Source organism: Streptosporangium sp. OZ121, assembly GCF_051918885.1.
Lineage (GTDB): Bacteria > Actinomycetota > Actinomycetes > Streptosporangiales > Streptosporangiaceae > Streptosporangium.
In genome coordinates, this window is sequence record NZ_JBPXMC010000006.1 from 168,955 (window position 1) to 193,790 (window position 24,836).

General features: G+C 70.9%; 20 protein-coding genes. 9 read left to right on the forward strand and 11 right to left on the reverse strand.

What is annotated here, in order from left to right:
* Nucleotides 1–6: 6 nt before the first annotated feature.
* Nucleotides 7–696: a cell division ATP-binding protein FtsE gene (gene ftsE, locus ACTOQ1_RS14530; RefSeq protein ID WP_012888192.1), complete on the reverse strand. Its 690-nt coding sequence runs from the start codon at nucleotides 694–696 to the stop codon at nucleotides 7–9.
* 236 nt (nucleotides 697–932) lie between these two features.
* Here ftsE and ACTOQ1_RS14535 point away from each other — a divergent pair, with 236 nt between their 5' ends.
* A complete protein-coding gene (locus tag ACTOQ1_RS14535) occupies nucleotides 933–1,124 on the forward strand; it encodes a hypothetical protein (protein WP_440067387.1) in 192 nt (63 codons plus the stop codon).
* A 201-nt stretch (nucleotides 1,125–1,325) separates the two neighbouring features.
* Here ACTOQ1_RS14535 and prfB read toward each other — a convergent pair whose 3' ends face one another.
* Nucleotides 1,326–2,444 (reverse strand): peptide chain release factor 2, encoded by a 1,119-nt coding sequence (prfB, locus tag ACTOQ1_RS14540; RefSeq protein WP_362837605.1) that lies wholly within the window; start codon nucleotides 2,442–2,444, stop codon nucleotides 1,326–1,328.
* A 103-nt stretch (nucleotides 2,445–2,547) separates the two neighbouring features.
* On the opposite strand from prfB, the gene ACTOQ1_RS14545 reads away from it, so the two are divergent.
* Nucleotides 2,548–3,615, forward strand: coding sequence for a hypothetical protein (locus tag ACTOQ1_RS14545; protein ID WP_440067389.1), 1,068 nt, complete (start codon nucleotides 2,548–2,550; stop codon nucleotides 3,613–3,615).
* A 105-nt stretch (nucleotides 3,616–3,720) separates the two neighbouring features.
* On the opposite strand, the gene ACTOQ1_RS14550 is transcribed toward ACTOQ1_RS14545, so the two are convergent.
* From ACTOQ1_RS14550 to ACTOQ1_RS14560, 3 genes are all read right to left on the reverse strand, one after another.
* Entirely contained in the window at nucleotides 3,721–8,601 is a 4,881-nt protein-coding gene (locus ACTOQ1_RS14550; RefSeq protein ID WP_440067390.1) for an NAD-glutamate dehydrogenase, read from the reverse strand.
* 548 nt (nucleotides 8,602–9,149) lie between these two features.
* Nucleotides 9,150–9,353: a zf-HC2 domain-containing protein gene (locus ACTOQ1_RS14555; RefSeq protein ID WP_440067391.1), complete on the reverse strand. Its 204-nt coding sequence runs from the start codon at nucleotides 9,351–9,353 to the stop codon at nucleotides 9,150–9,152.
* Nucleotides 9,353–9,892, reverse strand: coding sequence for a sigma-70 family RNA polymerase sigma factor (locus tag ACTOQ1_RS14560; protein WP_329090583.1), 540 nt, complete (start codon nucleotides 9,890–9,892; stop codon nucleotides 9,353–9,355). Before ACTOQ1_RS14560 ends, ACTOQ1_RS14555 begins: the two co-directional genes overlap by 1 nt.
* A gap of 159 nt (nucleotides 9,893–10,051) precedes the next feature.
* Here ACTOQ1_RS14560 and ACTOQ1_RS14565 point away from each other — a divergent pair, with 159 nt between their 5' ends.
* The 6 genes from ACTOQ1_RS14565 (at nucleotide 10,052) to ACTOQ1_RS14590 (ending at nucleotide 16,357) form a co-directional block, all read left to right on the forward strand.
* Complete coding sequence (locus tag ACTOQ1_RS14565; RefSeq protein ID WP_440067393.1) at nucleotides 10,052–10,183, forward strand: hypothetical protein; 132 nt, start codon at nucleotides 10,052–10,054, stop codon at nucleotides 10,181–10,183.
* A gap of 15 nt (nucleotides 10,184–10,198) precedes the next feature.
* Nucleotides 10,199–10,867, forward strand: coding sequence for a DUF4142 domain-containing protein (locus tag ACTOQ1_RS14570; protein WP_440067395.1), 669 nt, complete (start codon nucleotides 10,199–10,201; stop codon nucleotides 10,865–10,867).
* A gap of 5 nt (nucleotides 10,868–10,872) precedes the next feature.
* A complete protein-coding gene (locus ACTOQ1_RS14575; protein ID WP_440067612.1) occupies nucleotides 10,873–12,306 on the forward strand; it encodes a DUF1996 domain-containing protein in 1,434 nt (477 codons plus the stop codon).
* A gap of 140 nt (nucleotides 12,307–12,446) precedes the next feature.
* Complete coding sequence (locus ACTOQ1_RS14580; RefSeq protein WP_440067397.1) at nucleotides 12,447–13,268, forward strand: hypothetical protein; 822 nt, start codon at nucleotides 12,447–12,449, stop codon at nucleotides 13,266–13,268.
* On the forward strand, nucleotides 13,265–14,722 hold the full coding sequence (locus tag ACTOQ1_RS14585; protein WP_440067398.1) for an NADH-ubiquinone oxidoreductase-F iron-sulfur binding region domain-containing protein: 1,458 nt from the start codon (nucleotides 13,265–13,267) through the stop codon (nucleotides 14,720–14,722). The genes ACTOQ1_RS14580 and ACTOQ1_RS14585 overlap by 4 nt, the downstream gene beginning before the upstream one ends.
* 102 nt (nucleotides 14,723–14,824) lie before the next feature.
* Nucleotides 14,825–16,357, forward strand: a complete 1,533-nt coding sequence (locus ACTOQ1_RS14590; protein ID WP_440067399.1) for an FAD-binding oxidoreductase — start codon at nucleotides 14,825–14,827, stop codon at nucleotides 16,355–16,357.
* A gap of 112 nt (nucleotides 16,358–16,469) precedes the next feature.
* Here ACTOQ1_RS14590 and ACTOQ1_RS14595 read toward each other — a convergent pair whose 3' ends face one another.
* The 5 genes from ACTOQ1_RS14595 to ACTOQ1_RS14615 form a co-directional block, all read right to left on the reverse strand.
* The gene (locus ACTOQ1_RS14595) at nucleotides 16,470–18,464 is read right to left on the reverse strand and encodes an acetoacetate--CoA ligase (protein ID WP_440067401.1); all 1,995 of its coding nucleotides are present in this window, start codon (nucleotides 18,462–18,464) and stop codon (nucleotides 16,470–16,472) included.
* 265 nt (nucleotides 18,465–18,729) lie between these two features.
* Nucleotides 18,730–19,464, reverse strand: a complete 735-nt coding sequence (locus ACTOQ1_RS14600) for an HAD family hydrolase (RefSeq protein WP_440067614.1) — start codon at nucleotides 19,462–19,464, stop codon at nucleotides 18,730–18,732.
* 246 nt (nucleotides 19,465–19,710) lie between these two features.
* Nucleotides 19,711–20,343, reverse strand: coding sequence for an HAD family hydrolase (locus tag ACTOQ1_RS14605; RefSeq protein ID WP_440067402.1), 633 nt, complete (start codon nucleotides 20,341–20,343; stop codon nucleotides 19,711–19,713).
* Nucleotides 20,344–20,484: 141 nt separating this feature from the next.
* A complete protein-coding gene (locus ACTOQ1_RS14610) occupies nucleotides 20,485–20,991 on the reverse strand; it encodes a DUF6912 family protein (RefSeq protein ID WP_440067616.1) in 507 nt (168 codons plus the stop codon).
* A gap of 231 nt (nucleotides 20,992–21,222) precedes the next feature.
* The gene (locus ACTOQ1_RS14615) at nucleotides 21,223–21,876 is read right to left on the reverse strand and encodes an HAD family hydrolase (RefSeq protein ID WP_440067404.1); all 654 of its coding nucleotides are present in this window, start codon (nucleotides 21,874–21,876) and stop codon (nucleotides 21,223–21,225) included.
* Nucleotides 21,877–21,958: 82 nt separating this feature from the next.
* Between ACTOQ1_RS14615 and ACTOQ1_RS14620 the strand changes: the two genes are divergently transcribed.
* Nucleotides 21,959–23,161, forward strand: a complete 1,203-nt coding sequence (locus ACTOQ1_RS14620) for an acyl-CoA dehydrogenase family protein (RefSeq protein ID WP_440067618.1) — start codon at nucleotides 21,959–21,961, stop codon at nucleotides 23,159–23,161.
* Between the two features lie 454 nt (nucleotides 23,162–23,615).
* On the opposite strand, the gene ACTOQ1_RS14625 is transcribed toward ACTOQ1_RS14620, so the two are convergent.
* Nucleotides 23,616–24,827 (reverse strand): hypothetical protein, encoded by a 1,212-nt coding sequence (locus ACTOQ1_RS14625; RefSeq protein WP_440067406.1) that lies wholly within the window; start codon nucleotides 24,825–24,827, stop codon nucleotides 23,616–23,618.
* Nucleotides 24,828–24,836: the final 9 nt, after the last annotated feature.

Below are 24,836 nucleotides of genomic sequence, written 5' to 3' on the forward strand. Positions count from 1 at the left end.
CTGGTGTCAGTACGCCTGGCCGTACACGCCTCGCGACTGGTCACGGACGATCTTTCCGTCCTCCAGTTCCACCACCCGCTTGCGCATGGAGTCGACGATGGCCGCGTCGTGCGTGGCCATGACGACCGTGGTGCCGGTCCGGTTGATCCGGTCGAGCACCTTCATGATGCCGATGCTCGTCGCGGGGTCGATGTTTCCGGTCGGCTCGTCGGCCAGCAGGATCATCGGCCGGTTGACGAACGCCCGGGCCATCGCGACCCGCTGCTGCTCGCCACCGGACAACTCGTCGGGCATCCGGTGTGCCTTGCCCTCGAGGCCGACCAGTTCGACGACCTCCGGGACCACCTTACGGATGAAACGCCGGGGCTTGCCGATGACCTCCAGAGCGAACGCGACGTTTTCGTACACGTTCTTGTTCGGGAGCAGCCGGAAGTCCTGGAAGACACATCCGATCCGGCGGCGCAGGTGCGGGATCTTGAAGTTGGACAGTCGGGCGAGGTCCTTGCCGGCCACGTGGATCGCACCCGAGTTGGGGCGCTCCTCCTTCAGGACCAGCCGGAGAAAGGTCGACTTCCCGGACCCCGAGGGGCCGACGAGGAACACGAACTCGCCCTTGTCGACGTCGACGCTGACGTGGTCCAGCGCGGGCCGGTTCTGGTTCGCGTAGACCTTGGTGACATTATCAAAATGGATCACGGGCGCATCACGGCATGCCAGTCTAGGGGTTAGGACGGTCGCAGGAGTGGCAGAGGGCCACTTCCGCCTCTCGCCGGCCGGGGGGCGCCGGTCTTTTACTCTCGATCGACGTTCCGGTTGGCCGGAGCCCAGTCTAGGGGGAAGACTGGCATGGAAAGCCCATAACGGAAACAAAACGATTCGGCGCCCGGTAACGACCGCATAAAGTAGTTCTGACCTCGAAGAGGGAGGACGTCATGAGCTGTGAAGACCTGGTCTGCGCGGGGTGCGCTCACCCCGTGGCGGAAGGCCGCTGCCCCCGCTGCCGCGCGTACCGCGACCGGATGCACAACAACGGCTTCGGAGGCATGACCCCCGCGCTCCTGTCGCTGGTGCTGATCGCGCTCTTCTTCCTCACCCTGGCCCTGAAGCACCTCAGCGGCACCTGACCGCCCTCCCGGGGGCTCCCGGGGTCGCGGGCGGAGATCGCGTCACGGGCGCTCAGGGGCGCCCGTGAGCGAGCTCTTCGGCAGGCCCGGGGAACAGGCACCCGGGGACGAGACGAAGGCGGCGGGAGAGGACGGTCTCCATCGCTCCCCGCCGGCCCCCGGTGCCGCGCGTTCCCCTCCCGGGAACCGGGAGATGACGCTCTACTCGTCGGCGCCCGACTCCTGGCGGCGGGTCCAGCGGATCTCGGCCTCGATGAAGCTGTCCAGGTCGCCGTCGAGCACCCCGCTCGGGTTGCCCTCCTCGGCGCCCGTCCGCAGGTCCTTGACGATCTGGTACGGGTGGAGGACGTAGTTACGGATCTGGGTGCCCCACGACGTGGTCGACTCGCCCCGGATCTCGTTCAGCGCCGCCTTCTCCTCCTGGCGCTTGCGCTCCAGCAGCTTGGCCTGCAGGACCGCCATCGCGGTCGCCTTGTTCTGCAGCTGCGAGCGCTCGTTCTGGCAGGAGACCACGATGCCGGTGGGCAGGTGGGTCAGGCGGACCGCGGAGTCGGTCGTGTTGACGCCCTGGCCGCCGGGTCCAGAGGAGCGGTAGACGTCGACGCGCAGGTCGTCCTCGTTGATGTCGATGTGGTCGGTCGTCTCCACGACCGGCACCACGTCGACGCCCGCGAAGGAGGTCTGGCGGCGCCCCTGGTTGTCGAACGGGCTGATGCGGACCAGGCGGTGGGTGCCGTGCTCGCCGCGGAGCGTGCCGTAGGCGTAGGGGGCCTTGACCGTGAAGGTCGTCGACTTGATCCCGGCCTCCTCCGCGTAGGAGGTCTCGTAGACGTCGGTCGGGTAGCCCTTGCGCTCGGCCCACCGCAGGTACATCCGCTGGAGCATCTGGGCCCAGTCGGCGGCGTCCACGCCGCCCGCCTGGGACTGGATCGTGACGACCGCCTCGCGGGCGTCGTACTCGCCGGACAGGAGGGTGCGGACCTCCAGGGCGCCGATGTCGCTCTTCAGGGACTCCAGCTCGCGGTCGGCCTCCTCCCGCGTGTCGTCGTCCTCCTCGTCGGCGGCCAGCTCGTACAGCACGGAGAGGTCGTCCAGCCGCTGCCCCAGCGACTCGATCCTGTTGACCTCGCCCTGGAGGTAGGAGAGCCTGCTGGTGACCTTCTGGGCGCGATCCTGGTCGTTCCACAGGTCGGGCGCGGCGGCCTGATCCTCCAGCTCCTCGATCTGCTTGCGCATCGCGCCGAGGTCGAGCACGTCCTGGATGCTGTTCAGCGTCCCGGTAAGCTCGTTGATCTGTTCTGCCGGATCGATGAGTGCCACGTCTGTAAAGGGTACGCGACCTCCGAACCCCATCGTGTACGGCGCGCTCCCCCACCATGGCTAGCATGGCCCGCATCGGGGGAGCATCGGGGAGCATCGGGAGGTGGACGTGCGCGAACACGGGCGACGGGGTGCGCTCGCACTCGCGCTGGTGTTGATCACCGTGACCGCCGCGACCGCGGCGTGCTCCGGTTCCGGCGACGCCCCGCCGGAGCGGAGCTCCCCCGCCGGCGGTGTCACGCCGGCCACCTCCGCCGCGTCCGTCCCCTCACCGCCCCCGGTCACGCTCGCCGAGGCGGAGAAGGCGCTGGCGGGCGTCGTGGGCGCCGACGGGGTGCTGGGAGCGGCGGTGCCGCACCTGGAGGCCGATCGCAGGCTCATGCGGGAGCAGACCCGCGACGGGCAGAGAGCCCTCACCTCCGCGGCGTTCGACGGTTCCGCCAAGGCCCTCCCCCCCTACACGTGGGGTCCCTCCCGGCTGCTGGTCCCGCGCGATCAGCGGGGCCCGCTCTGGTTCGCCGCGGTCGTGGACCGTAAGGAGCCCTCGGGCCGGGTCCGCACCGCCGTGCTGACCCTGATGCGGGACGACGGCGAGGACTGGCAGGTCAGCTCGACCTCGCTGCTCGACGAGGGCGTCCGGCCCCCGGTGGTCGCCACGGACGCGGAGGGCTACGCGACGGCGCTGGGCGAGGAGGACGCGACGCTGGCCATCAGCCCGCGGCTGATGGCCCCGCTGCACGCGACCTCGGCCGAGGAGGGCGAGCGGGGGTTCGCGGCGGGGCTCATCGAGGCGGGCCCGCACACCACCGGCTTCGCCGACGAGATCACGAGGAGGCGGGCGGACGGGAAGGCGGACGACTGCCTGAGCTACGACTCGATCTTCGCCGCGAGCGACTACCCGGTGCACGCGCTGCGCACCGCCGACGGCGGCGCGCTCGTCCTCTACTCCCTGATCAGGACGACGACGCGGACGATCAAGATCACACCGTGCGGGTCGGACATCCAGATCCCGCCCGAGGCCAGGAAGCTGACGAAGGAGCGGTTCATCCCCAAGGAACTGCGCACGGTGGAGACACAGCTGTACGTGAGCACGGTCCCGGCCAAGGGCAGCGGCCGATCGGCCAAGGTCATCGGCTATCTCGGCGGCCTCACCAAGGTCACCGTGGCGTAACCCGCGCGACAGTCCCTCCCCACCCCTTCCGCGACCGGACCCGCCGCACCGGGAACTGCCGCGCGGCCGGGCCCCGGTGAGGGACCCGGCCGGGCGCCGGGCGGGTCAGGCGTCGACGTGCGGGAGGTTGATGGTGGCCACCAGCGTGCGGATCGCGCGCAGCGCCACCGACAGCGTCGCGAGATCGAAGTTGTCGCTCTCCCAGATCTCCGACAGGGTCTGCCGCGCCCGCGAGACCGCCGCCGAGTTGGCCTCGGTCCAGCGCGCCAGGCGCTCCTCGGGCGACAGCCCGGGCGTGCTGTGCGTCAGGACGTCGTGGGTGAGCGCGGCGTGCGCGGCGTAGAGGTCGTCGCGGAGCGCGGCCCGCGCCATGGAGTTCCAGCGGCTGTCCCTGGGCAGCGCGACGACGCGCTCGCGCAGCCTGGAGAGCTGGAGCCGGTCGGCGAGGTCGAAGTAGACCTCGGCGACGTCGTGCACGGGACGGCCGGTGCGCCAGGCCACCTCGACCAGGTCGAACGTGGAGTAGGCGGGCACCATGGCGGCGACGCGCTCGGCCAGCTCGGACGGCACGCCCCGGGAGACGAAGGCGTCGCGCCGCTCCTCGAACGCCGACAGGTCGGACCCGGTCAGCAGCTTGGGCAGGTGCGGCAGCAGGCCGTTCATGCCCTTGGCGAAGAAGCCGACGGTGGAGGCCAGGTCGAGCGGCGGGCGCCGGTTGCCCAGCAGCCAGCGGGTGCCCCGCTCGACGAGCTTGCGGGCCTCCAGCTCCATCGCGATCTGGGTGGAGGTGTCGACCTTGTTGTCCAGCTCCTCGATCTGGCGCCAGAGGCTGGGCATGTCGAAGACCTCCCGCGTGACCAGGTAGGCGCGGGCGATGTCCGGGGTGGACGCGCCGCTCTCCTCGCCGAGGCGGAACATGAAGGTGGTCCCGCTGGAGTTGACCAGGTCGTTCACCACACCGGTGGTGATGATCTCCTTGCGGAGCGGGTGGGTGCCCATGTAGGCGCGGAGCCCGGGGTCGCGCAGCGCCGACGGGAAGTAGGACACCAGCCAGGACTCCAGGTAGGGGTCGTCGGGCAGGTCGGAGGCGAGGATCTCCGCGTCGGCCACCAGCTTGGTGTAGGCGAGCAGCACCGAGAACTCCGGCGCGGTCAGCCCGAGCCGTGCCTGGCGCCGCTCCGCGAGCATCTTGTCCGACGGCAGGAACTCCAGCTGCCGGTTGAGCAGCCCGGCCCGCTCCAGCCTGCGCAGCTGGCGCGAGTGGATGTGCAGCATCTCGGGAGCCTGCTCGCGGGCGGCGGCCAGCACCACGTTCTGGTCGTAGTTGTCGCGCAGGACCAGCCCGGCCACCTCGTCGGTCATGTCGAGGAAGAGCTGGTTGCGCTGCTTGTCGGTGAGCTCCCCGTCGCGGACGGCCCGGTCCAGCAGGATCTTGATGTTGACCTCGTGGTCGGAGGTGTCCACCCCGGCGGAGTTGTCGATGAAGTCGGTGTTGACCAGGCCGCCGTTGAGCGCGAACTCTATCCGGGCGAGCTGGGTGAAGCCCAGGTTGCCGCCCTCGCCGATCACCTTGCAGCGCAGCTCGGCGGCGGTGACCCGCAGGGCGTCGTTGGCCTTGTCGCCGACGTCGGCGTTGGACTCGCTCGACGCCCGGACGTAGGTGCCGATGCCGCCGTTCCACAGCAGGTCGACCGGGGCCCGCAGGATGGCGCTGATCAGGTCGTTGGGAGCCAGCGACGTCACGTCGCCGTCGATGCCGAGCGCGGCGCGCATCTGCGCGGAGACGGGGACCGACTTGGCCGTACGGGACCAGACGCCGCCCCCCTTCGAGATGAGCGAGGCGTCGTAGTCCTCCCAGGAGCTGCGGGGCAGCGCGAACAGTCTGGCGCGCTCGGCGTAGCTCCTGGCGACGTCCGGCTGGGGGTCGACGAAGATGTGCCGGTGGTCGAACGCCGCGACCAGCCGGATGTGCTGGGAGAGCAGCATGCCGTTACCGAAGACGTCACCGGACATGTCGCCGACTCCGACCACGGTGAAGTCGGTGCTCTGGATGTCGACGCCGGTCGTGCGGAAGTGGTACTTGACCGACTCCCAGGCGCCCCTGGCGGTGATGCCCATGGCCTTGTGGTCGTAGCCGATCGAGCCGCCGGAGGCGAAGGCGTCGCCCAGCCAGAAGCCGTACTCCTTGGCCACCGCGTTGGCGATGTCGGAGAACGTCGCGGTGCCCTTGTCGGCGGCGACCACCAGGTAGGTGTCGTCACCGTCGTGCCTGACGACGTCGGCGGGCGGGACCACCTCACCGTCGACGAGGTTGTCGGTGAGGTCGAGCAGACCGGAGATGAACATCCGGTAGCAGGCGATGCCCTCGACCAGGGTGTCCTCCCGCGACCCCGACTTTGGCGGATTTTTTACGACAAAGCCGCCCTTGGAGCCGGTGGGAACGATGACAGTGTTTTTCACCATCTGCGCCTTCACCAGGCCGAGCACCTCCGTACGGAAGTCCTCCATCCGGTCCGACCAGCGCAGCCCGCCCCGCGCGACCTTGCCGAAGCGCAGGTGCACGCCCTCGACCCGGGGCGAGTAGACGAACACCTCGAACCTGGGCCGGGGCAGCGGCAGCACGCTGATCGACGGCGAGTCGAGCTTCAGGCTGACGTACGGCTTGCGCTCGCCGTCGGCCCGCTGGAAGTAGTTGGTCCGCAGGGTGGCGCGGATCATCTCCAGGTAGGCCCGCAGGATCCGGTCCTCGTCCAGCGAGGCCACCTCGTCCAGGGCGGCGAGGATCTCCTCGTGCAGCGCGTCGGACAGGTCGGAGCGGACCTCGGCCGGGCGCCGGGGGTTGAGCCTGGCCTCGAACAGGCGCACCAGCAGCCGGGCGAGCCGCACGTTGCCCATCAGCACCCGCTCGATGTACTCCTGGCTGAACGTGGTGCCCGCCTGGCGCAGATACCTGGCGTAGACGCGCAGGATCTCGGCCTGCTCCCAGGTCAGCCCGGCGGCCAGGACGAGCCCGTTGAACCCGTCGCTCTCCACCCGCCCGGCCCACAGGGCGCCGAACGCGTCCTGGAAGAGCCGTTTGAACTCGTCCCTGTCGACCTCGGGCGAGGGCGTGTAGCGCAGGCCGAAGTCGTAGATCCAGGCGTCCTTGGTCGCCGGGTCGTTGTCGCGGTCGATCTCGTACGGCCGCTCGTCGACCACCTCCACGCCCATCCGCTGGAGCAGCGGAAGCACGCGCGACAGGGAGACGGGCGCGCCGAGACGGTAGAGCTTGAAGCGGCGCTCGCCCTCCGAGGCGTCGTACGGCTCGTAGAGGTTCATCCCGATCTCGTCGGTGGAGGAGGCCAGCACCTCCAGGCGGCGCAGGTCGGCGACCGCCATCCGGGCGGGGAAGTCGGCCTTGTAGCCCTCGGGGAACGCCGTGGCGTAGCGGCGGATGAGCGTGGGCGCCTCGTCCTCGGGGCTCAGCTCGGCGATCGCGGAGGCCAGGTCGTCCTCCCAGGACCTGGTGGCGGCGGCCAGCCTCGCCTCCAGCTCCTCGACGTTCACCGTGTCGGCGCGCAGCGGCCTGCCGCGCTCGCCGCGCACCACCACGTGCAGCCTGGCGAGGGCCGACTCGCCGATCATCGCGCTGTAGTCGAAGGAGGTGCCGCCGAGCGCCTTGAGCAGGATCTCCTGCATCTTGATGCGGATCTTGGTGGTGTAGCGGTCGCGCGGGAGGTAGACGAGGCACGAGACGTAGCGGCCGTAGTCGTCCGGGCGCAGGAAGAGCTTCACCTGCTTGCGCTCGCGGAGCCTGAGCACGCCGAGGGCGATCGGCAGCAGCTGGTCCACGGAGGTCTGGAAGAGCTCGTCGCGGGGGAAGGTCTCCAGGATCTCGATGAGGTCCCCGCCGTCGTGGCTGTCGGCGGTCAGCCCGGCGAGCGCCATCACCGCGGCCAGCTTCCGCCTGAGCACCGGGATACGAGAGATCGACTCGCTGTAGGCGACGTGGGTGAAGAGGCCGAGGAAACGCCGCTCGCCCACGACCTCGCCCGAGGCGTCGAAGAGCTTGACGCCCACGTAGTCGAGGTAGGCGGGGCGGTGGACGGTGGCCCGGGTGTTGGCCTTGGTGATGATCAGCATCTGCTGCTTCTCACGGGCCTTGGCGCGCAGCTCCGGGGGGAGCGCGGCGAAGCTGCCGGAGTCGGCGCTGTCGTTGCGGAGGATGCCCAGCCCGGTCCCGGGCATCGGGTGCAGCCTGTCGCCCTGCTCGCCCTCCTCCAGGCGGTACTCGCGGTAGCCGAGGAAGGTGAAGTGCCCGTCGGCCAGCCAGCGCAGCAGCTCCAGGCTGTCCTCCACCCCGGCGGGATCGAGGGGCGGCGGGTTGGCCGAGACGTCCTCGGCGGTCCGCAGGGCGAGGGCCCGCATCTTGACGAAGTCCTCGACGGCGCCGCGCACGTCCTCCAGGACGCGCTGCAGGTCGGTCTCGATCGCCTTGAGCGCGGCCTCGCCGGCCTGCCTGTCGATCTCGAAGTGCATCCAGGACTCGGCCAGCACCTGCCCGGTGACGTCCTCCTCGCCGGCCCCGAGCAGCTTGCCGGTCATGTCCCTGCGCACCCGCATCTGCGGGTGGATGACCAGGTGGGTGCCGATGCCGTGCCGGTCGAGCTCCATCGTCACCGAGTCGACGAGGAAGGGCATGTCGTCGGTGACGATCTCCACGACGGAGAACCCGGGATCCCAGTGGTGCTCCTCCGTGGTGGGGGTGTAGGCCCGCACCAGGGCGCGGCCCTGGGGACGGCTCTCGGCGAGCCGCCGCTGGGCCATCGCCGGGCCGTACACGTCCGTCAGGTCCCGGCCGAGCAGGTCCTCCGGGGCGACATGCCGGTAGTAGAGCCGCAGGAAGGCGAGCGCCTCCTCCACGCTCACGTGATCGCCGCCCGGTGTGCGCGCGTACGTCTCCGCGGCACTCCTCAGCAGCTCGTCCTTGGCCTCGTCGAGCGGCATGTCGCTCTCACTCCTTTGTGAGGGGTTGTGCATGGTTGGACGGGATTCCATGGCGAAAGTCATGATTCCCGGAGAAATGTTGCCCAGCGGAGCGGAAGTGATGTCGCGCGCGCCCGCCGGGATGCGGTGCCCCCGCCCGGCCACCGGCTCCGTTCCCGGGAGATCCGGGCCCGGAACGCCCGCCGCGGGGCGGTCGTCTCGTCACGGATGATCGGGATCTCGGCCAGGCGCCACGGCTCGTCATGGGAGCCACGGTCTCTCGCCGCTGCCGGCGGGGAACGGAAGGGCTCCTGGTCGGAGACGGCGGGTTCTCCCTGCGAGGTGGCGGTAGGGCAATCATCCCACAGGGTCGCCTCGGAACGGCTACGGCGCCGCCGGGCGAGTCCGACCTCGCTCCGGGCACCTCGCCCGGCGGGCTGGGCCGATCGGCCCGCACTCCGCCCATCGGGCATGGCCCGTGGCACGACACCTCCAGTGGCCGCCTGTCCCGATCCTCGTTGACCGGGACACACCACCGCTTCTGATATCACCCCAAAACCGACCAAACGTCAATGTGGCATCCGGTCGTCGTCCAGGGCATTGGAGCGGTCCCGCTTGACCCCGTCGAGGAGTCCGGGAACCTCACTGAGTTCCCGGAGCTCGACCTGGCACTCCTCGCACGTCATGAGGTGACGTTGGAACACCTCGTGATCCTCTTCGTCGAGAACCCCGAGCGCGTACGCCGCCACGTCATGATGCGGGGAGGGGACCATCAGCTCGCGACACCTCTCTCCTTCAGGACCTTTCGGAGAGCCCGGATCCCGTAGTAAAGCCGGGACTTGACCGTACCCGGCGGTATCCCGAGGATTTCCGCCGCCTCGTTAATCGTACGGTCCCGTAGGTAAGTCTGCTCGATGACTTCGCGGTGTTCTGGGGACAGTTCTCGCAACGCCTCGGCGACGATCATCGCCTCCAGCGCGCGATCGGCCCCGTCGGGAACGGGCACAGCGTTCGCGTCGGCGGGCTCGACCTCCTGTGGTCTAGTCCCTCGCCTGCGACGACCGTCGATGACGATACGCCGGGCGACGGTCAGGAGCCAGGCCCACAAAAGGCCGGGCTCTCGTTGCAACCTTCCTGCATTGCGCCAGGCTCGGACGAGCGTCTCCTGGACGACGTCCTCCGCCCATTGCAGATCGTTACCGGTGGCCTTACGCACATGGCGGAGCAGGGGTACACCGAACTCCCGATACAGATCTTCTACCAAGAGGACATCGGTGTCCGCGCTCTCGAACCGACTGTCGAGTTGACGCACGGGCACATCTTTACACCTTCGTTATGAGTCCCGTCTGCAACTCTGGCAACTCCAGTCATTTCTAACTATCTCATCACTTCTTCTGAACCACCCCGAGCGGCACCGCGTACCTCCCACCAAGTGCGCCCGCACCGGCGGGCCTCGGGGAAAGGAAACGACATGGCAGTGCGGCACATTCCGTGGCCGGTCGGAGCTGTCCTCCTCCTCACGCACCCGGTCCCCCACGGGCCGGGCGGCACGTTCGACACCACGCCGGGCGCCGAGAAGGCCCTGGTAGCGGCCAGTCTCTGAGAGCGGAACCGGGCCATGTTCAGATCACTGTTCCGCCGCTTCAAGAACGGCGAACCCCTGCTGTTCGGGGCCTTCATCGCGATCGCCGCCGTGGCGGTCGTCCTGATCACCCCGCCCGGCGGCGGGGCTGCCGCGCAAGGCTGGGTCCAGACCCCGCAGGGGCCGCTGGGCGCGGCCGACCGCGACCTGCTGGTCAAGGTCCGGCTGGCCGGTCTCTGGGAGATTCCCAGCGGTCAGCAGGCCCAGCAGAAGGCCGCGAGCAAGCGGGTGAAGGAGGTCGGCATGCACCTGATGACCGACCACCTCAAGCTCGACGAGGAGGTTCGCGCCCTCGCGGCGAAGCTGAACGTGCCGCTGCCCGACCAGCCCAACGCCGACCAGCAGGGCTGGATGGCGCAGCTGGCGGCGGTGGAGCCGGGCGCCGAGTACGACCTCCTGTTCGCCCAGCTGCTGCGGGCGGCCCACGGAAAGGTCTTCGTGACGGTCGCCGGCGTACGGTCCGGCACCCGAAACGACCTGGTCAGGACATTCGCCCAGCGGGCGGTCGAGGTGGTCATGAAGCACATGACCCTGCTGGAGAGCACGGGGCTGGTCGACCACTCGGACCTGCCCGAGCCTCCGATGCCCTCCCCGGCGCCGCCCGTCTCCGCTCTCGACACACCTGTGAGGAGAGAAAACGCTTGAAAATCATGAAACGCTCGCTCGTCTCCCTGTCGGCGCTGGCGCTGGCCGCCAGCACGCTCACCACCGTCACGTTCACCGTGGCGGTCACGGCCCCCGCCTACGGTGACCACTGCGACCCCGCCGAGCAGGGCCAGAACCAGCAGAACCAGCGCAGCCAGCAGGACCAGCCCGCGCAGGACCAGCCCGCGCAGGACCAACAGGGTCAGAACCAGCAGGACCAGAACCAGCAGGGTCAGAACCAGGACCAGGCACCCCCCGCGCAGGACCAGCCCCCTCAGGACCAGCCGGCCCAGGACCAGCCCGCCGACGCGCCTCTCGCGGGCGGAAGCCTCATCCAGGCGTCTCCCACGGAGCCGCCCGCCCCCGAGGAGTCGGCCGACCAGCAGCAGGCCCCTGAGCAGGAGAACGCCGACAACGGCAACGCCCGTCGCAGGCCCACCCAGGCGCCCTCGCAGAGCCCCACCCAGGCACCGCCGACCGACGCCCCGCCGAACGACCCGCCCGCGGAGACGCCGGCTCCCAGCGAGACCCCCGCTCCCCCGCAGGACGACGAGGACGACGAGGAGGCCGAGTGCGCCGACCTCGGGCCGTTCCCCGAGGACTTCATCGACATCCGGCAGGTCCCGCGGAACGTCCAGGAGATCCGGCCGCGGCGCAGCGGCTCCGCCGGCCTCTTCACCTCCCGGTGCGGCACGAACAGGAACGGCCACCGCAACTCCGACAACTTCATCGTGGCCCCCGGTGTGACCAACGGCGCCCACCACATCCACGACTACGTCGGCAACCTGTCGACCGACGCGTTCTCCACGGACCAGTCCCTGGCCGCCGCGGGCACCACGTGCGCGCTCAACGACCGCTCGACCTACTTCTGGCCGGTCCTTCGCGACCGTACGAGCGACGCCAACGCCGATGACCCGGACGGCAACGTCGGCACCATCATGCAGGCGCGCCAGGTGAGCCTGCAGTTCCGCGGGAACGCGGTCTCCAGGGTGAGCCCGATGCCGCGCTTCATCAGGATGATCACCGGTGACGCCAAGGCCGCCACCAACGGCGGCGCGAACGCCCTCGCCAAGTGGAGCTGCACCGGCTTCACCAACCGGATCACCACCAAGTACCCGCTCTGCCCCCGCGGCAGCCAGCTCGTCCGGATCCTGGACTTCCCCAGCTGCTGGGACGGCCAGAACACCGACAGCGCCAACCACCGCACGCACGTGCTGTTCCCCGACGCGAACGGCGCCTGCCCGTCCGGCACCAGGGCCATCCCGCAGCTGCGGATGACCTTGGTCTACTCCACGCCGCGTACGCCGTCCTTCGCGCTGGACGCCTTCCCCGAGCAACGGCACAACCCCGTCACCGACCACGCCGACTTCGCGAATGTGATGCCCGACCGGCTCATGAGGCTCGTCGTCGACTGCATCAACAGGAACCGTCGCTGCTGACGGCTTCCTTCCGGGACCGCCGCCCCCCGTCTCCGCGCCTCTTCCACACCCCGCGGAGACGGGGGGCGGCATCTCGCGATATCAGAGTCCATCACCCTCGGACGCAGACGTCCGAGCCGCTTCGCAGACAGGAGCCATAGGTGGGTAACAGACGGACTCCGAGACACACCCGGTCGGAGGCCGGGATAAGTCTCGACCAGAGGCCCGCCAGGATCGGCCTCGGTGTCACGATCACGATCTCCGTGGTCGGCCTCCTCATGCTCGGGCGGACAGCGCCCGGCATGGAGGTGGCAGCCGCCGTCCGTGGCGTCTTCTCGTTCTTCTCGGGCGTGATCGCCCTCGTTTCGCTCACCGCGACCGTGGCACTCGGCCTGCTCTCCGCCGACCGGATCGTGCTGCCGGTCCTGGGCAGGATCCGGTCGCAGCTCGCCCACCGGGCCGCCGCCATGCTCGGCATGGGCTTCCTCGCCATCCACGTCATCATGAAGATCATCGAAAGCAGGACCTCTCTCGCGTCCGTCGTGGTCCCGCTGGGCGCGAGCGGCCAGAGCCTGTACGTCGGCTTCGGCGCCATCGCCTCCGACCTGATGATCCTTGTCTTCCTCACCGGGGTCGCCCGGGCCAGGTTCGCGGAGAACCGCAGGCCGTGGCTCTGGCGCATGCTGCACGGCTCCGCCTACCTGGCGTGGCCGATGGCGGTCCTGCACGGGCTGACCGCGGGCCGCGCGCCCGCGGAGTGGGTGACCTGGAGTTACGTGGTCTGCCTGGTCGCGGTGGGAGCCGCCCTGCTGATCAGGGTGATCTCCGAGCTGCAGCCCCAGCCGATCGTCGTGCGCGAGGAGGTGCCCGTGGAGGTGCCCGTCGCCGTGGAGCTGACCCCGCCCACGAGCATCGTCGGCCGCATCCCGCGCATCGTCCGTGAGGACCCGCCGGAGCTTCGTCGTATCGGAGATGTCGGATGATTCCCTACCGCGTTCCCCCGGTCCGCCAGTTAGGGCCCGCCCGGCTGACCGCCGGGCTCGAGGACTGCCGCAGGATGGACCTCGCGGAACACCGCGACATGCACGGCACGGCGCCGAGCATGTCCGGCGAGGAGCTGGCGGCGCTCGCCGACGAGGTGGACATGCGCGGGCGGGGCGGGGCCGCGTTCCCCTTCGCCCGCAAGGTCCGCGCGGTGATGGACAAGAAGGCGGACAAGATCGTCCTGGTCAACGCGGCCGAGGGCGAGCCCGCGAGCAGCAAGGACACGATGCTGCTCACCAGGACCCCCCACCTCGTCATCGAGGGCGCGCTGCTCGCGGCGGGCGCGATCGGCGCCAAGCAGGTCGTGATCGCGACCGTCGAGGGCGGCATGGGCCAGGCGTCCGTGGCCGCCGCGGTCGAGGAACGGGGCATCAGCGGCCAGGTCCGGGTGGTCGGCATCGTCGAGAGGTTCATCTCCGGCGAGGGCGGCGCGCTGGTCCGTTCGGTGAACGGCCAGGTCGGGGAGCCGCCGGGCCGCAAGGTCAGGGCCGTGGAGAGCGGCGTGAACGGGCTGCCCACCCTGCTGTCCAACGCCGAGACGTACGCCCAGCTCGCGGTCCTCGCGACCCTGGGCGCGGAGCGGTACGCCGACGTCGGCACGGCGCGCGAGCCGGGGACGGTCCTGCTCACGGTGGGAGGCTCCGCCAAGGCCCCGGCCGTGGTCGAGGTCGCGACCGGCACCCCGCTGTACGCCGTCCTGGACGCCTGCCAGGCCTCCACCGGCGACGGGGTGCTGGTCGGCGGGTACCACGGCGCGTGGCTGCACGCGGACGCGGCGGCCGTGGCGACCGTCTCCCGCCAGGGCATCGCGGAGGCGGGCGGCCAGCTCGGCGCCGGGATCATCGTGCCGCTCGGCGGGGAGACCTGCCCGCTGGGCGAGACGGTCAGGGTCGCGAAGTACCTGGCCGCCCAGTCGTCGGGGCAGTGCGGTCCCTGCCGTCTCGGACTCCCGGACGTCGCGCAGTCGATGGCCGAGCTCGTGAACGGGTCGGCCTCCGCCCTGGACGAGCTGCGGAGCAGGGCCGCGAGCGTCAAGGGCAGGGGCGCGTGCTTCCACCCCGACGGAACGTCCAGATTCGTGCTGTCGGCGCTGGACGCCTTCCCCGAGGACATCGAGGAGCACCTGCTGCGCGGCAGCTGCGGGCGCCCGGTGCTCGGCGTACTCCCCCTGCCCCCGCAGGAGAACGAGCCCGAGGTGAAGCTCACCGTGGACTGGACCCGCTGCCAGGGCCACGGCCTGTGCGCCCAGCTCGCCCCCGACCTCGTTCACCTCGACGAGCACGGCTACCCGGTGTTCGGCCGCGACACCGTACCCGCCCAGTTCCGGCGGATGGCCCGCAGGGCCGTCGAGATGTGCCCGGCCCTCGCGCTGCGCGTGGCGCAGGGGGCGTGAGCCGTCTCTCGCCGCTCCAGGAGTGATGTGAATGTGACCAACCGGAAGGGTGGTGCGGTCGTCCTATCGGGAAGGTGACACCGAACCTCGGGGAGTGAAGACATGCGGACCCCTCCGGACAGGCGGGCATTCCTTCGGACCGGCGGCCTGGCCGCCCTCGCACTGGGCGCTCAGGGCACACCCGCCCTGGGCGCCGCCGGCACGACCGGCCACGACGCCACCGGTATCACCGGCGCGACCGGCCGGGGCGCCGCGAGCGCGCCACGGCCCGCCGACTGGCGGGCCCTGGCCGGCGGGCTGGAGGGCAGGCTCGTCCGGCCGGGCGACGCCGCGTACGACGGCGCCAGGAAGCTGTTCAACCCCGCCTTCGACGCGGTCCGGCCCTCGGGGGTGGCCTACTGCGCCAACCCCTCCGACGTCGCCGAGTGCGTCGCCTTCGCGCGCCGGCTGAAGCTGCCGCTGGCCGTACGGTCCGGCGGCCACTCCTACGCGGGCTGGTCCACCGGGACCGGCCTGGTCCTGGACGTCTCCCGGATGAGCAAGGTGAGCCACGCCTCGGGGCGGGCGACCGTCGGGGCGGGCGCCAAGCTGATCGACGTCTACGACAGGCTGGCCGCGAGCGGGGTCAGCATCCCCGCCGGGACCTGCGCCACGGTCGGGGTGAGCGGGCTCGCGCTGGGCGGCGGGATCGGCGTGGTCTCCAGGAAGTACGGCCTGACCTGCGACGTGATGGAGTCGGTCCAGATCGTCACGGCCGACGGGCGGCTGCTGACCTGCGACGCGAACCACAACGCCGACCTGTACTGGGCCTCGCGGGGCGGCGGCGGGGGCAACCTCGGCGTCGCGGTCTCCTTCGGGTTCCGCACCCACCCCACCCGCGAGGTCACGGTGTTCTTCCTGCACTGGCCGTGGTCGAGAGCGGTCAGGGCGCTGCGCGCCTGGCAGGCGTGGGGGCCCTCGGCCCCCGACGCCATGTGGTCGGGCATGCACCTGAGCCGCGACGGCGGGACGGACGTGGAGGTCGTCGGGCTCTACCTCGGCGGCAGGGCCGGTTGCGAGCGACTGCTCGACAGGCTGGCCGACGCGGCCGGGTCGCCGTCGTCGAGCTCCGTCCGGCAGACCTCCTACCGCCAGGCCATGCTGACCATGGCGGGCTGCGGCTCGCTGTCGGTCACCCAGTGCCACCTGGGCGGCTCCCTGCCGGGGCAGACCCGGGGCGGGCGGCTGTCCAGGGACACCTTCAAGGCCAAGTCGCACATGGCCTACCGCCCGCTCTCCGAGGCCGGGGCCAGGGCCCTGGTCGCCCAGGTCGCCCGGCCCGGCGAGCACACCGTGCTGCTGGACGCCCTCGGCGGCGCGGTCGCCAGGGTCCGCCCCGACGCCACGGCCTTCCCGCACCGGGCCGCCCTCTACAGCGTGCAGTACTACGCCCACCGCTCCGGAGCGGCCGGCTGGGCCAGGACCGCGCACGCGGCGATGCGGCCCCACTTCGGCGACCACGCGTACGTCAACTACGTCGACCCGGAGCTCGGCGGCTGGCGCGCGGCCTACTACGGGGGCAACGCCACCAGGCTCGCCCAGATCAAGGCCGCCCGCGACCCCGGCCGCCTGTTCCGCCTCCCCCAGGGGATCTGACCCCAAAGGCCGCGGGCCGCCGGGGTCCGCGGGACGCGGTTCCCCGGGACGGCGGTCCCGGGGCCCCGGCCCATGAGCGGCCGGCGCCCCGGGACCGCCGGGCCACGAGGGGTCAGTGCCGCGTGACGTCGGCTCCCGGGACGAAGTGGGAGAGGACCTCGGGGTTGGCCATGGCGTCGAGGTTGGCGGCCATCGTAGGAGCGACCCCGAGGAGGATCTTGCGGACGGGGACCTCCAGCTTCTTGCCGCTGAGGGTGCGAGGGATGCCCGGGACCTCGATGATCTCGTTCGGCACGTGACGCGGGGAGAGACCTTCCCGCAGCTCCCGGCGCAGGCGCGCGACGAGGTCGTCGTCCAGGGTCGCCCCCTCGGCCATGGTGACGTACAGCAGCAGGCGGCCCTCCTGCCCGAGCTGGCCGGTGTCGATCACCAGGCTGTCGGTGATCTCCTCGAAGCGCTCCACCACGCGGTAGAACTCGCTGGTGCCCATCCGGACACCTCCCCGGTTCAGGGTCGAGTCGGAGCGGCCGTAGATCACGCAGCCGCCGTCGGGAAGGATCTTGATCCAGTCGCCGTGCCGCCAGACGCCGGGATACTCGGAGAAGTAACTGTCGCGGTAGCGGGACCCGTCGGGGTCGTTCCAGAACATCACCGGCATCGACGGCATCGGCAGGGTCAGCACCAGCTCGCCCACCTCGCCGACCACCGGCGCGCCCGACGGGTCGAAGGACTCGACCCTCGCGCCCAGGCAGCGGCACGGGATCACCCCCGCCCGGACCGGGAGCAGCGGTACGGCGCCCACGAAACCGGTGCACACGTCGGTGCCGCCGGAGAACGAGCCGAGCTGGACCTCCGGCAGCGCGTCGTGCACCCAGGCGAACCCCTCGGGCGGCAGCGGCGAGCCGGTGGACCCGAGCCCCCGCAGCCGTTCGAGGCCGGACGGCTCGAGGCCGGCCTTCATGGACGCGATCACGTACGGAGCCCCCGTGCCGAAGTAGGTGACGCCCTCCTCTGCGGCCAGCCGCCAGAGCGCGCCGGTCTCCGGGTAGGTCGCCGCCCCGTCGTGGAGCACCACCGTCGAGCCGACCAGCAGGCCGCCGACGAGGTAGTTCCACATCATCCAGCCGGTGGTGGTGTACCAGAAGAAGACGTCGTCCTCGCCCAGGTCCTGGTGGAAGGAGAGCGCCTTGAGGTGCTCCAGCACCACGCCGCCGTGACCGTGCACGATCGGCTTGGGCAGCCCGGTGGTGCCCGAGGAGTAGACGATCCAGAGCGGGTGCCCGAACGGCACCGGCTCGAAGGCGAGCGGTCCCGCGACGGCGCGCACCTCCGCCCAGCTCACCGTGCGGACTCCGCCTCCGGTCACGGCCGCGTCCCGGGGCTCCGGGGCGTCCGCCGCGCCGGGGGTGTCCGCGCCGGGCGCGTCTCGGGCCGGGATGCGGACCCGCGCCACCAGGGTCGGCAGCTTGGCGGCGATGTCCTGGACGACCTCGCTCCGGTCGAAGCGCCTGCCGTTGTAGCCGTAGCCGTCGACCGCGACGAGCACCTTCGGCTCGATCTGGGTGAAACGGTCGATCACGCTGGGCGCGCCGAAGTCGGGCGAGCAGGAGGACCAGATGGCGCCCAGGGACGCGGTCGCCAGGAAGGCGATCAGCGCCTCGGGGACGTTCGGCACGTAGGCCGCGACCCGGTCACCCCGCCCGACGCCCAGCGCGGCCAGCCCGGTGCGGACCCGCGCCACCTCCTCGGCCAGCTCTCCCAGGGTGAGCGTCCCGCGCCCGCCCGTCTCGTCGCGGGAGATCACCGCGAGCCGCCCGGGGTCGGCGGCGGCCCGGCGCAGCGCGTTGGCCGCGTAGTTCAGCGTCGACCCGGCGAACCACTCGGTGCCGGGCATCTCCCCCGACATGACGGGCCCCTCACCGCGCTCTCCCACCACCTCGAAGTAGTCCCAGATCGACGTCCAGAACTCCTCCGGGGCGTCGACCGACCACTGCCACAGGGACTCGTAGTCACCGGCCCGGCCCAGCCACTCCGCGTAACGGGTGACCTTGGCGTTCCTCACGATCTCCGGGGACGGCTCCCAGAGCGGCGCACCTTCCTCAACCATGGCCCCATCCTCTCGGCGCCCCACCCGAATGTCATCCCCCGTGGCCACACACCCTCCGGCCGCCCCGTGTGGGACGGCCACGTACGCGCCCCTCGCCGGGAACCGGCGGCGGCCGAGCACGGACATGAAACCCGGCCGGACATGTGGGACCGATCAGCGGCGACGGGCCCGGCTCGCCACGATTTACCTCGCGCCACCTCACACTATTCACCGCGTACGGCTCATCCCGTACGGCTCACCTCGCACGGCCGCCGAGGGCCGGAGGTCAGCGGCCCGCCGGGAAACGGCCGGCGCGCCGGGCCTGGGAGGTGAGGCCGGCGACGGCGGCGACGACCTCGGAGGGGTTGGAGAGGTCGGGCAGGACCACGTCGGCCCCCGCCTCGTGCAACTCGGCCGGGAGGGAGCGTCCCGAGGCGACCCCGATGATCGCGGCTCCGGCGATCCTGGCGGCCTGGACGTCCCTGGCCGAGTCGCCGATCAGCACGGTGTTGTGCCCGTCGAAGACCGCTCCGTACTTCCGCTTGGCGCGGCCCTGCGCGACCTGCAGGAGGGTGGCCTTGGGATAGACCTCCTCGCCGTAGCCGCCGATCTCGAAGTCGATGTGCTTGTCGAGGCTGAACGCGGTCAGCTTGTGCACCGCGTTGCTCTTGATCGTGCCGGTGAGCACCGACTGGACCACGCCGTCGAGCCTCGCCACGGCCTTCAGCGCGTCGCGGGCACCGGGCATCATCCGGCCGTCCTTGGCCAGGCGTTTGCGCCGCGCCCCGAAGGCCCCGGCCAGCGCGTCGAGGAACCGGGGAAGGTGGTCGTCCCCGGCGACGATCCCGTTGATGGCGAGCATCTCGAAGACGATCTCCGAATCGGGACGCCCGTTGGCCTGGGTCAGTTTGACCAGGGGCCTTCCGGTGACAGCGCGGAAGGCCTCCGCGTATGCCTCGCGGGTGACGATCGACACGTCGACCAGCGTGAGGTCGATGTTCCAGAGGACGAGGCGATTGATCGGGGGCCTCCCGGAATGGGTGCGGATGCCCAGGGTAAGGCCCTGAGCGCACGGCGACCGCCTTCGATACCGAAAGGATCCGTTTGCCGGTTCTCCCGAGGTCGCGTGACGGGCCGTTCCCGCGAGAGCGCGTGACAGGCCGTTCCCGCGGAGTCACATGACGGGTCGTGCTCACGGAATCGCGTGACGGGCCGTACTCACCACGTCGTGTGACGGGCCGTTCCCGCGAGGTCGCGTGACGGGCCGTCAGGCGTGGTCGAGCGCGTTCTCCAGGGTGTCGACGACGGGGACTCCGCAGGCCAGCAGATCGGCCCGGCTGGTCATGCCACCGGTGTAGAGGACCGCGTGCGCCCCGACGTGCTGGGCGGCGTGCGCGTCGTCCAGGCTGTCGCCGATCACCAGGACGTCGGCCGGGTCGACGCCGAGCGCGGCGAGGTGGGCCACCATCGACTCGGCCTTGTGCCCGCCGGAGGCGCTGCGCAGGCCGTCGATCCGGGTGAAGTGGTGGTCGATGCCGAATTCCGCGATCTTGGGAACCAGCCGCTCGTGCGCCCACATGGACAGCAGCGACTGCCTGCCTCCCGCGCGCTCCCAGCTCTGCAGGGTGGAGAGGGCGTCGGCGGCCAGCCCGCACTCCAGCATCAGCCGGTGGTAGCTCTCGTGGAAACCGAGGTCGAGCCTCTCCCACTCGCCGTCCTCGAGAGCACGGCCGAGCATGCGCTCGTAGGCGGCCCAGATCGGGCGCGTGTAGACCGCGCGGAAGCGATCGGCGTCATAGGAACCCAGCCCGTACGGCTCGAACACCGCGTTCGTCGCACCAACGACGGCGTCGATGTCGTGAAACAGCGTGCCGTTCCAATCCCAAACAATGTGTCTCATATTGCCGTCCAGAATAGCGAAAATCCCCGCCGGAGCGGCGCCGCGACAGGGGGACCGGCCCGCGCGGGGCGCTCGCGGCGCGGGGATACCGCCCCAGGCCCAGGGGGGTGAGGGCGCCGGGCTCAGGACACGGCGCGGAGGTCAGCCGACCAGGTCGGGGATCTCCTGGGTGGCGTACCACAGGAGCTCGTTGGCCTCGGCGCCGTCCACGGTGAAGCGGGCGTCGTCGTCGCCGCCGTCGGCCGCGGGCAGCGCGGCGAGAGCGGCCTCGACATCCTTCACCGCCGACGGGTCGTCCACGTGGACCGCGGCGATCAGCCCCAGCGGGACCGCCGCGGCGAGCCGCACCCGGGCGCGCTCCTCCAGGTCGGCGCTCGCGCTCACGTCATCCTCCGGTACGTCGACGGCGACGACCACCCGCCGCGCGGCGACCTCCACCCCGTCGGCGCGGTCCGCGGCCAGCATCCGCAGGGAGTCCCTGGCGGCCTCGGTCAGGGCGACGTACTCCAGTTCCTCGGTGTCACCCGAGACGTACCACTCGATCAACGCGGGGGTCACCGCGTAGCCGGTCAGCGGGGCCGGGCCGAGCTCCCCCACGGTGGCCACGCGGGCCAGCGCCGGGAGCGTACACGGCAGGTAGACGCGCATCCATGCCTCGATCTGTCTCTCCGACATCGGCGCCGCTCCGGCGCCGATTCACGCATCGAGTGTGCCAGTACCCGCGACCCCCGGTGATACCACCCGCGCGGAGCGACACGATCCGGGGCCCGGCCGCGCTCCCCACCGGGCGGCACCCGGTGGGGAGCGGAGAGACGAGCGGCCCCGGTGGACGGAGCGAGGAAAGCGAGAAAGCGGGGAGACGGGCGGACGGGCCGGGAGTCAGCGGAGCGTGACCCGGAACAGGGTCTCCAGTTCGGTGATGGTCAGCTCGGGGTCGCGGTGGTGCACGCCGACGATGCCGAGCCGCCGGGCGGCCTCGATGTTGGCCTCGATGTCGTCGACGAACACGCACTCCTCCCCGGCCAGGCCGATCCTGCCGAGCGCGTGCTCGAAGATCCTCGGCTCGGGCTTGCGCATGCCGATCTCTCCCGAGATGACGACCTCGTCGAAGAAGTCCTCCCAGCCGTCGCGGGGATACTCGTTCGCCCAGGAGTTGGAGAGCAGGCAGGTGCGCAGCCCCGCGGCACGTGCCTCACGGAGCATCGCGTACATCGGCTCGACCCGGTGGAAGCGGGAGAACATCCTGTTCAGCAGCCCCTCGGCGACCGGCGGCACGCCGTCCGTCGTGATCAGCCTGGCCGCCAGGTCGCGTTCGAAGTCCAGGGCGGATATCTCTCCGCGCTCCAGGGCGTGGATCGTGTTCTCGCCGTTCGCAGCGTTCTCGCCGTTCTCGTACGCGTGCACGATGAGCTCGCGCATCACCTTCCGGTAGTGGGCCTCGTCGAGGCTCTCGGCGACGATCCATTCGGCGGTCGCCTCGGCAAGATCGACGGTGAGCACGCCACCCCAGTCGATCAGCACGCCCTTCAGCATCTGTCCTCCTTGATGGAACGGGTTCCAGGTTAGGTGCGGACCGATGGACGACCGAAGAAGGGGTGGTGCCAAACTGGCCGCCATGGACTTCGCGCTCAGCGACACGGCGCAGGAATACCTCGCCAATCTGACCGATTTTATGGCTACCCACGTCTATCCGGCGGAGCCGGTCTACCACGCGTGGCGCCGGACCAGAGGGCACGACGACCACGAGCTGCCGCCGGTGGTGGAGGAGCTCAAGTCCGAGGCACGCTCACGCGGCCTCTGGAACCTGTTCCTTCCCGCCGAGTCGGGCATGTCGGTGCTCGACTACGCCAGCCTGGCCGAGGTCACCGGCCGCTCCATCGACCTCGCCCCCGAGGCACTGAACTGCGCGGCCCCCGACACCGGGAACATGGAGGTCCTGCACATGTTCGGCTCGCCCGAGCAGCGGGACCGGTGGCTCAAGCCCCTGCTGTCCGGCGAGATCCGTTCGGCGTTCGCGATGACCGAGCCCGCGGTGGCCTCCAGCGACGCCACCAACATCGCCACCTCCATCAGGCGCGACGGCTCCGAGTACGTCGTCGACGGCCGCAAGTGGTTCATCACCGGGGTGGCCGACCCGCGCTGCGAGATCCTGATCGTGATGGGCAAGACCGACCCCGAAGGACCCCCGCACCGCCAGCAGTCGATGATCCTGGTCCCGGTGGACACCCCGGGCGTCGAGGTCGTACGTCACCTGCCGCTCTTCGGCTACCAGGAGCAGCACGGCCATTCGGAAATCGTCTTCACCGACGTCCGGGTGCCCTCGGCGAACCTCATCGCGGAGGAGGGGGACGGCTTCCGCATCGCCCAGGCCAGGCTCGGTCCGGGCCGCATCCATCACTGCATGCGCGCCATCGGGATGGCCGAGCGCGCTCTGGAACTGATGTGCACCCGCGCCGCCAACCGGGTGGCCTTCGGCCAGACGCTGGCGCAGCAGGGTGTGGTGCAGCAGCAGATCGCCGAGTCGCGGCTCGCCATCGAGCAGGCCAGGCTGCTCACCCTGAAGGCCGCCTGGATGATCGACACGGTCGGCGTGAAGGCGGCCGCCTCGGAGATATCCGCCATCAAGGTGGTCGCCCCGAGGATGGCGTGCGACGTCATCGACCGCGCCATCCAGGTTCACGGCGGCATGGGACTGTCCGACGACGTCCCGCTCGCGACGATGTACGCGCAGGCCCGCGCGATGCGCATATTCGACGGCCCGGACGAGGTCCACATCCGTACCGTCGCCCGCCGCGAGCTCAAGCCGTACCTCTCCTAAAACATCCCCAAACGGACAGCGAGCGGTCCGGGCTGCTGGAGATTCATCCCCTAACATCCGATTCAACGGCCGTTACGCGTTTCGCGGCCACAATACGAGGAAGATTACGAGAATGGCACTCGGGCCATATAACCGCACGTAGAAGGCATGATCGACCTCCTGCGGGCTCCATTTGCACCTTCCCTCGGTTCCCATGAGGAGGGATCATGGCAGTAGCTCAGACGAGCCGGTCACGCGCCCGTACGGCGCAGAGACCGACCACACCCGCAACGTCCACCACGCATGCCCAGGCAAGCAGGAAACAGGACGGCAACTCGCTAACGCTCAAACTTCCGATGCTGACCGTGCAGCTGCGGCCACCGCATGTTCACATGCCGCACGTCAGCAGGCAGGAGGCGGGACAGGCCGTTGACACGGCCAAGTCGTTCCTTCCTCCGGCTGAGCGCATCGTCTACTACGGGGGGCTCGGCGCGCTCGCGGTGGCGGGGTTGCTCGAATGGCCGGTAGCGGCGGCCATCGGGGTCGGGACGTTGATCGCGCAGCGTGCGCGCGGGAAGAACCGGTCGTCGAGTCCGGTCTCCAGGCCCGCGAGCTCCGCTTCCGGGTCTTCGACGGCCACCTCCGCGTCCCGGAGGACGGGTTCGACATCCAGGTCCCGGGCGGGAGGCACCACCTCCCGGACCACACCCGCGTCCCGTACGGCGGCATCCGCGTCACGCACCGCCTCCAAGGCCGCGAGCACCGTGTCCCGGGCCGCGGGCACCGCCGCGTCACGCACCGCGGGTGCCGCGACCCGCGCGGCCGGCACCGCATCTCGCACCGTGGGCGCCGCGACCCGCGCGGCCGGCACCGCCGCCTCCCGGGCGACCGGCGCCACACCACGCACCAAGAGCTCCACATCCCGGACGACCGGCACGACGTCCCGGGCGAAGAGCCCCACCTCACGGACCCGGAGCACCACCTCCCGCACGGGAGGCACCACCTCACGGACCACGAGACCCGCGGCACGCACCGCGACCCGGGCGGCCGGCACCGCATCTCGCGCCGTAGGTGCCGCGACCCGCGCGGCCGGCACCGCCGCCTCCCGGGCGACCGGCGCCACACCACGCACCAAGAGCTCCACATCCCGGACGACCGGCACGACGTCCCGGGCGAAGAGCCCCACCTCACGGACCCGGAGCACCACCTCCCGCACGGGAGGCACCACCTCACGGACCACGAGACCCGCGGCACGCACCGCGACCCGGGCGGCCGGCACCGCGACCCGCGCCGCGGGCACCGCGAACCGGGCCGCGGGCACCGCCACCCGCGCCGCGGGCACCGCGAACCGCGCCGCGAGCACCGCCACCCGCGCGGCGGGCACCGTCGCCTCCCGGGCGACCGGCGCCACACCACGCACCAAGAGCTCCACATCCCGGACGCCCGGCACGACGTCCCGGGCGAAGAGCCCCACCTCACGGACCGCGAGCACCGGCTCCCGGACCACCACGTCCACCTCGCGTTCACGGGCCACGAAGCCCGCGTCCCGGGCCACGAAGCCCGCGCCGCGGACCGCGAGGCCCGCGTCCCGGGCCACGACGTCCGCGTCACGATCTTCGGCGTCCACTTCCCGCACCGCGGGCTCCGCCTCCCGGGCGAGGAGTTCGGCCCGCGGGAAATCGTCCAAGTAATCGCA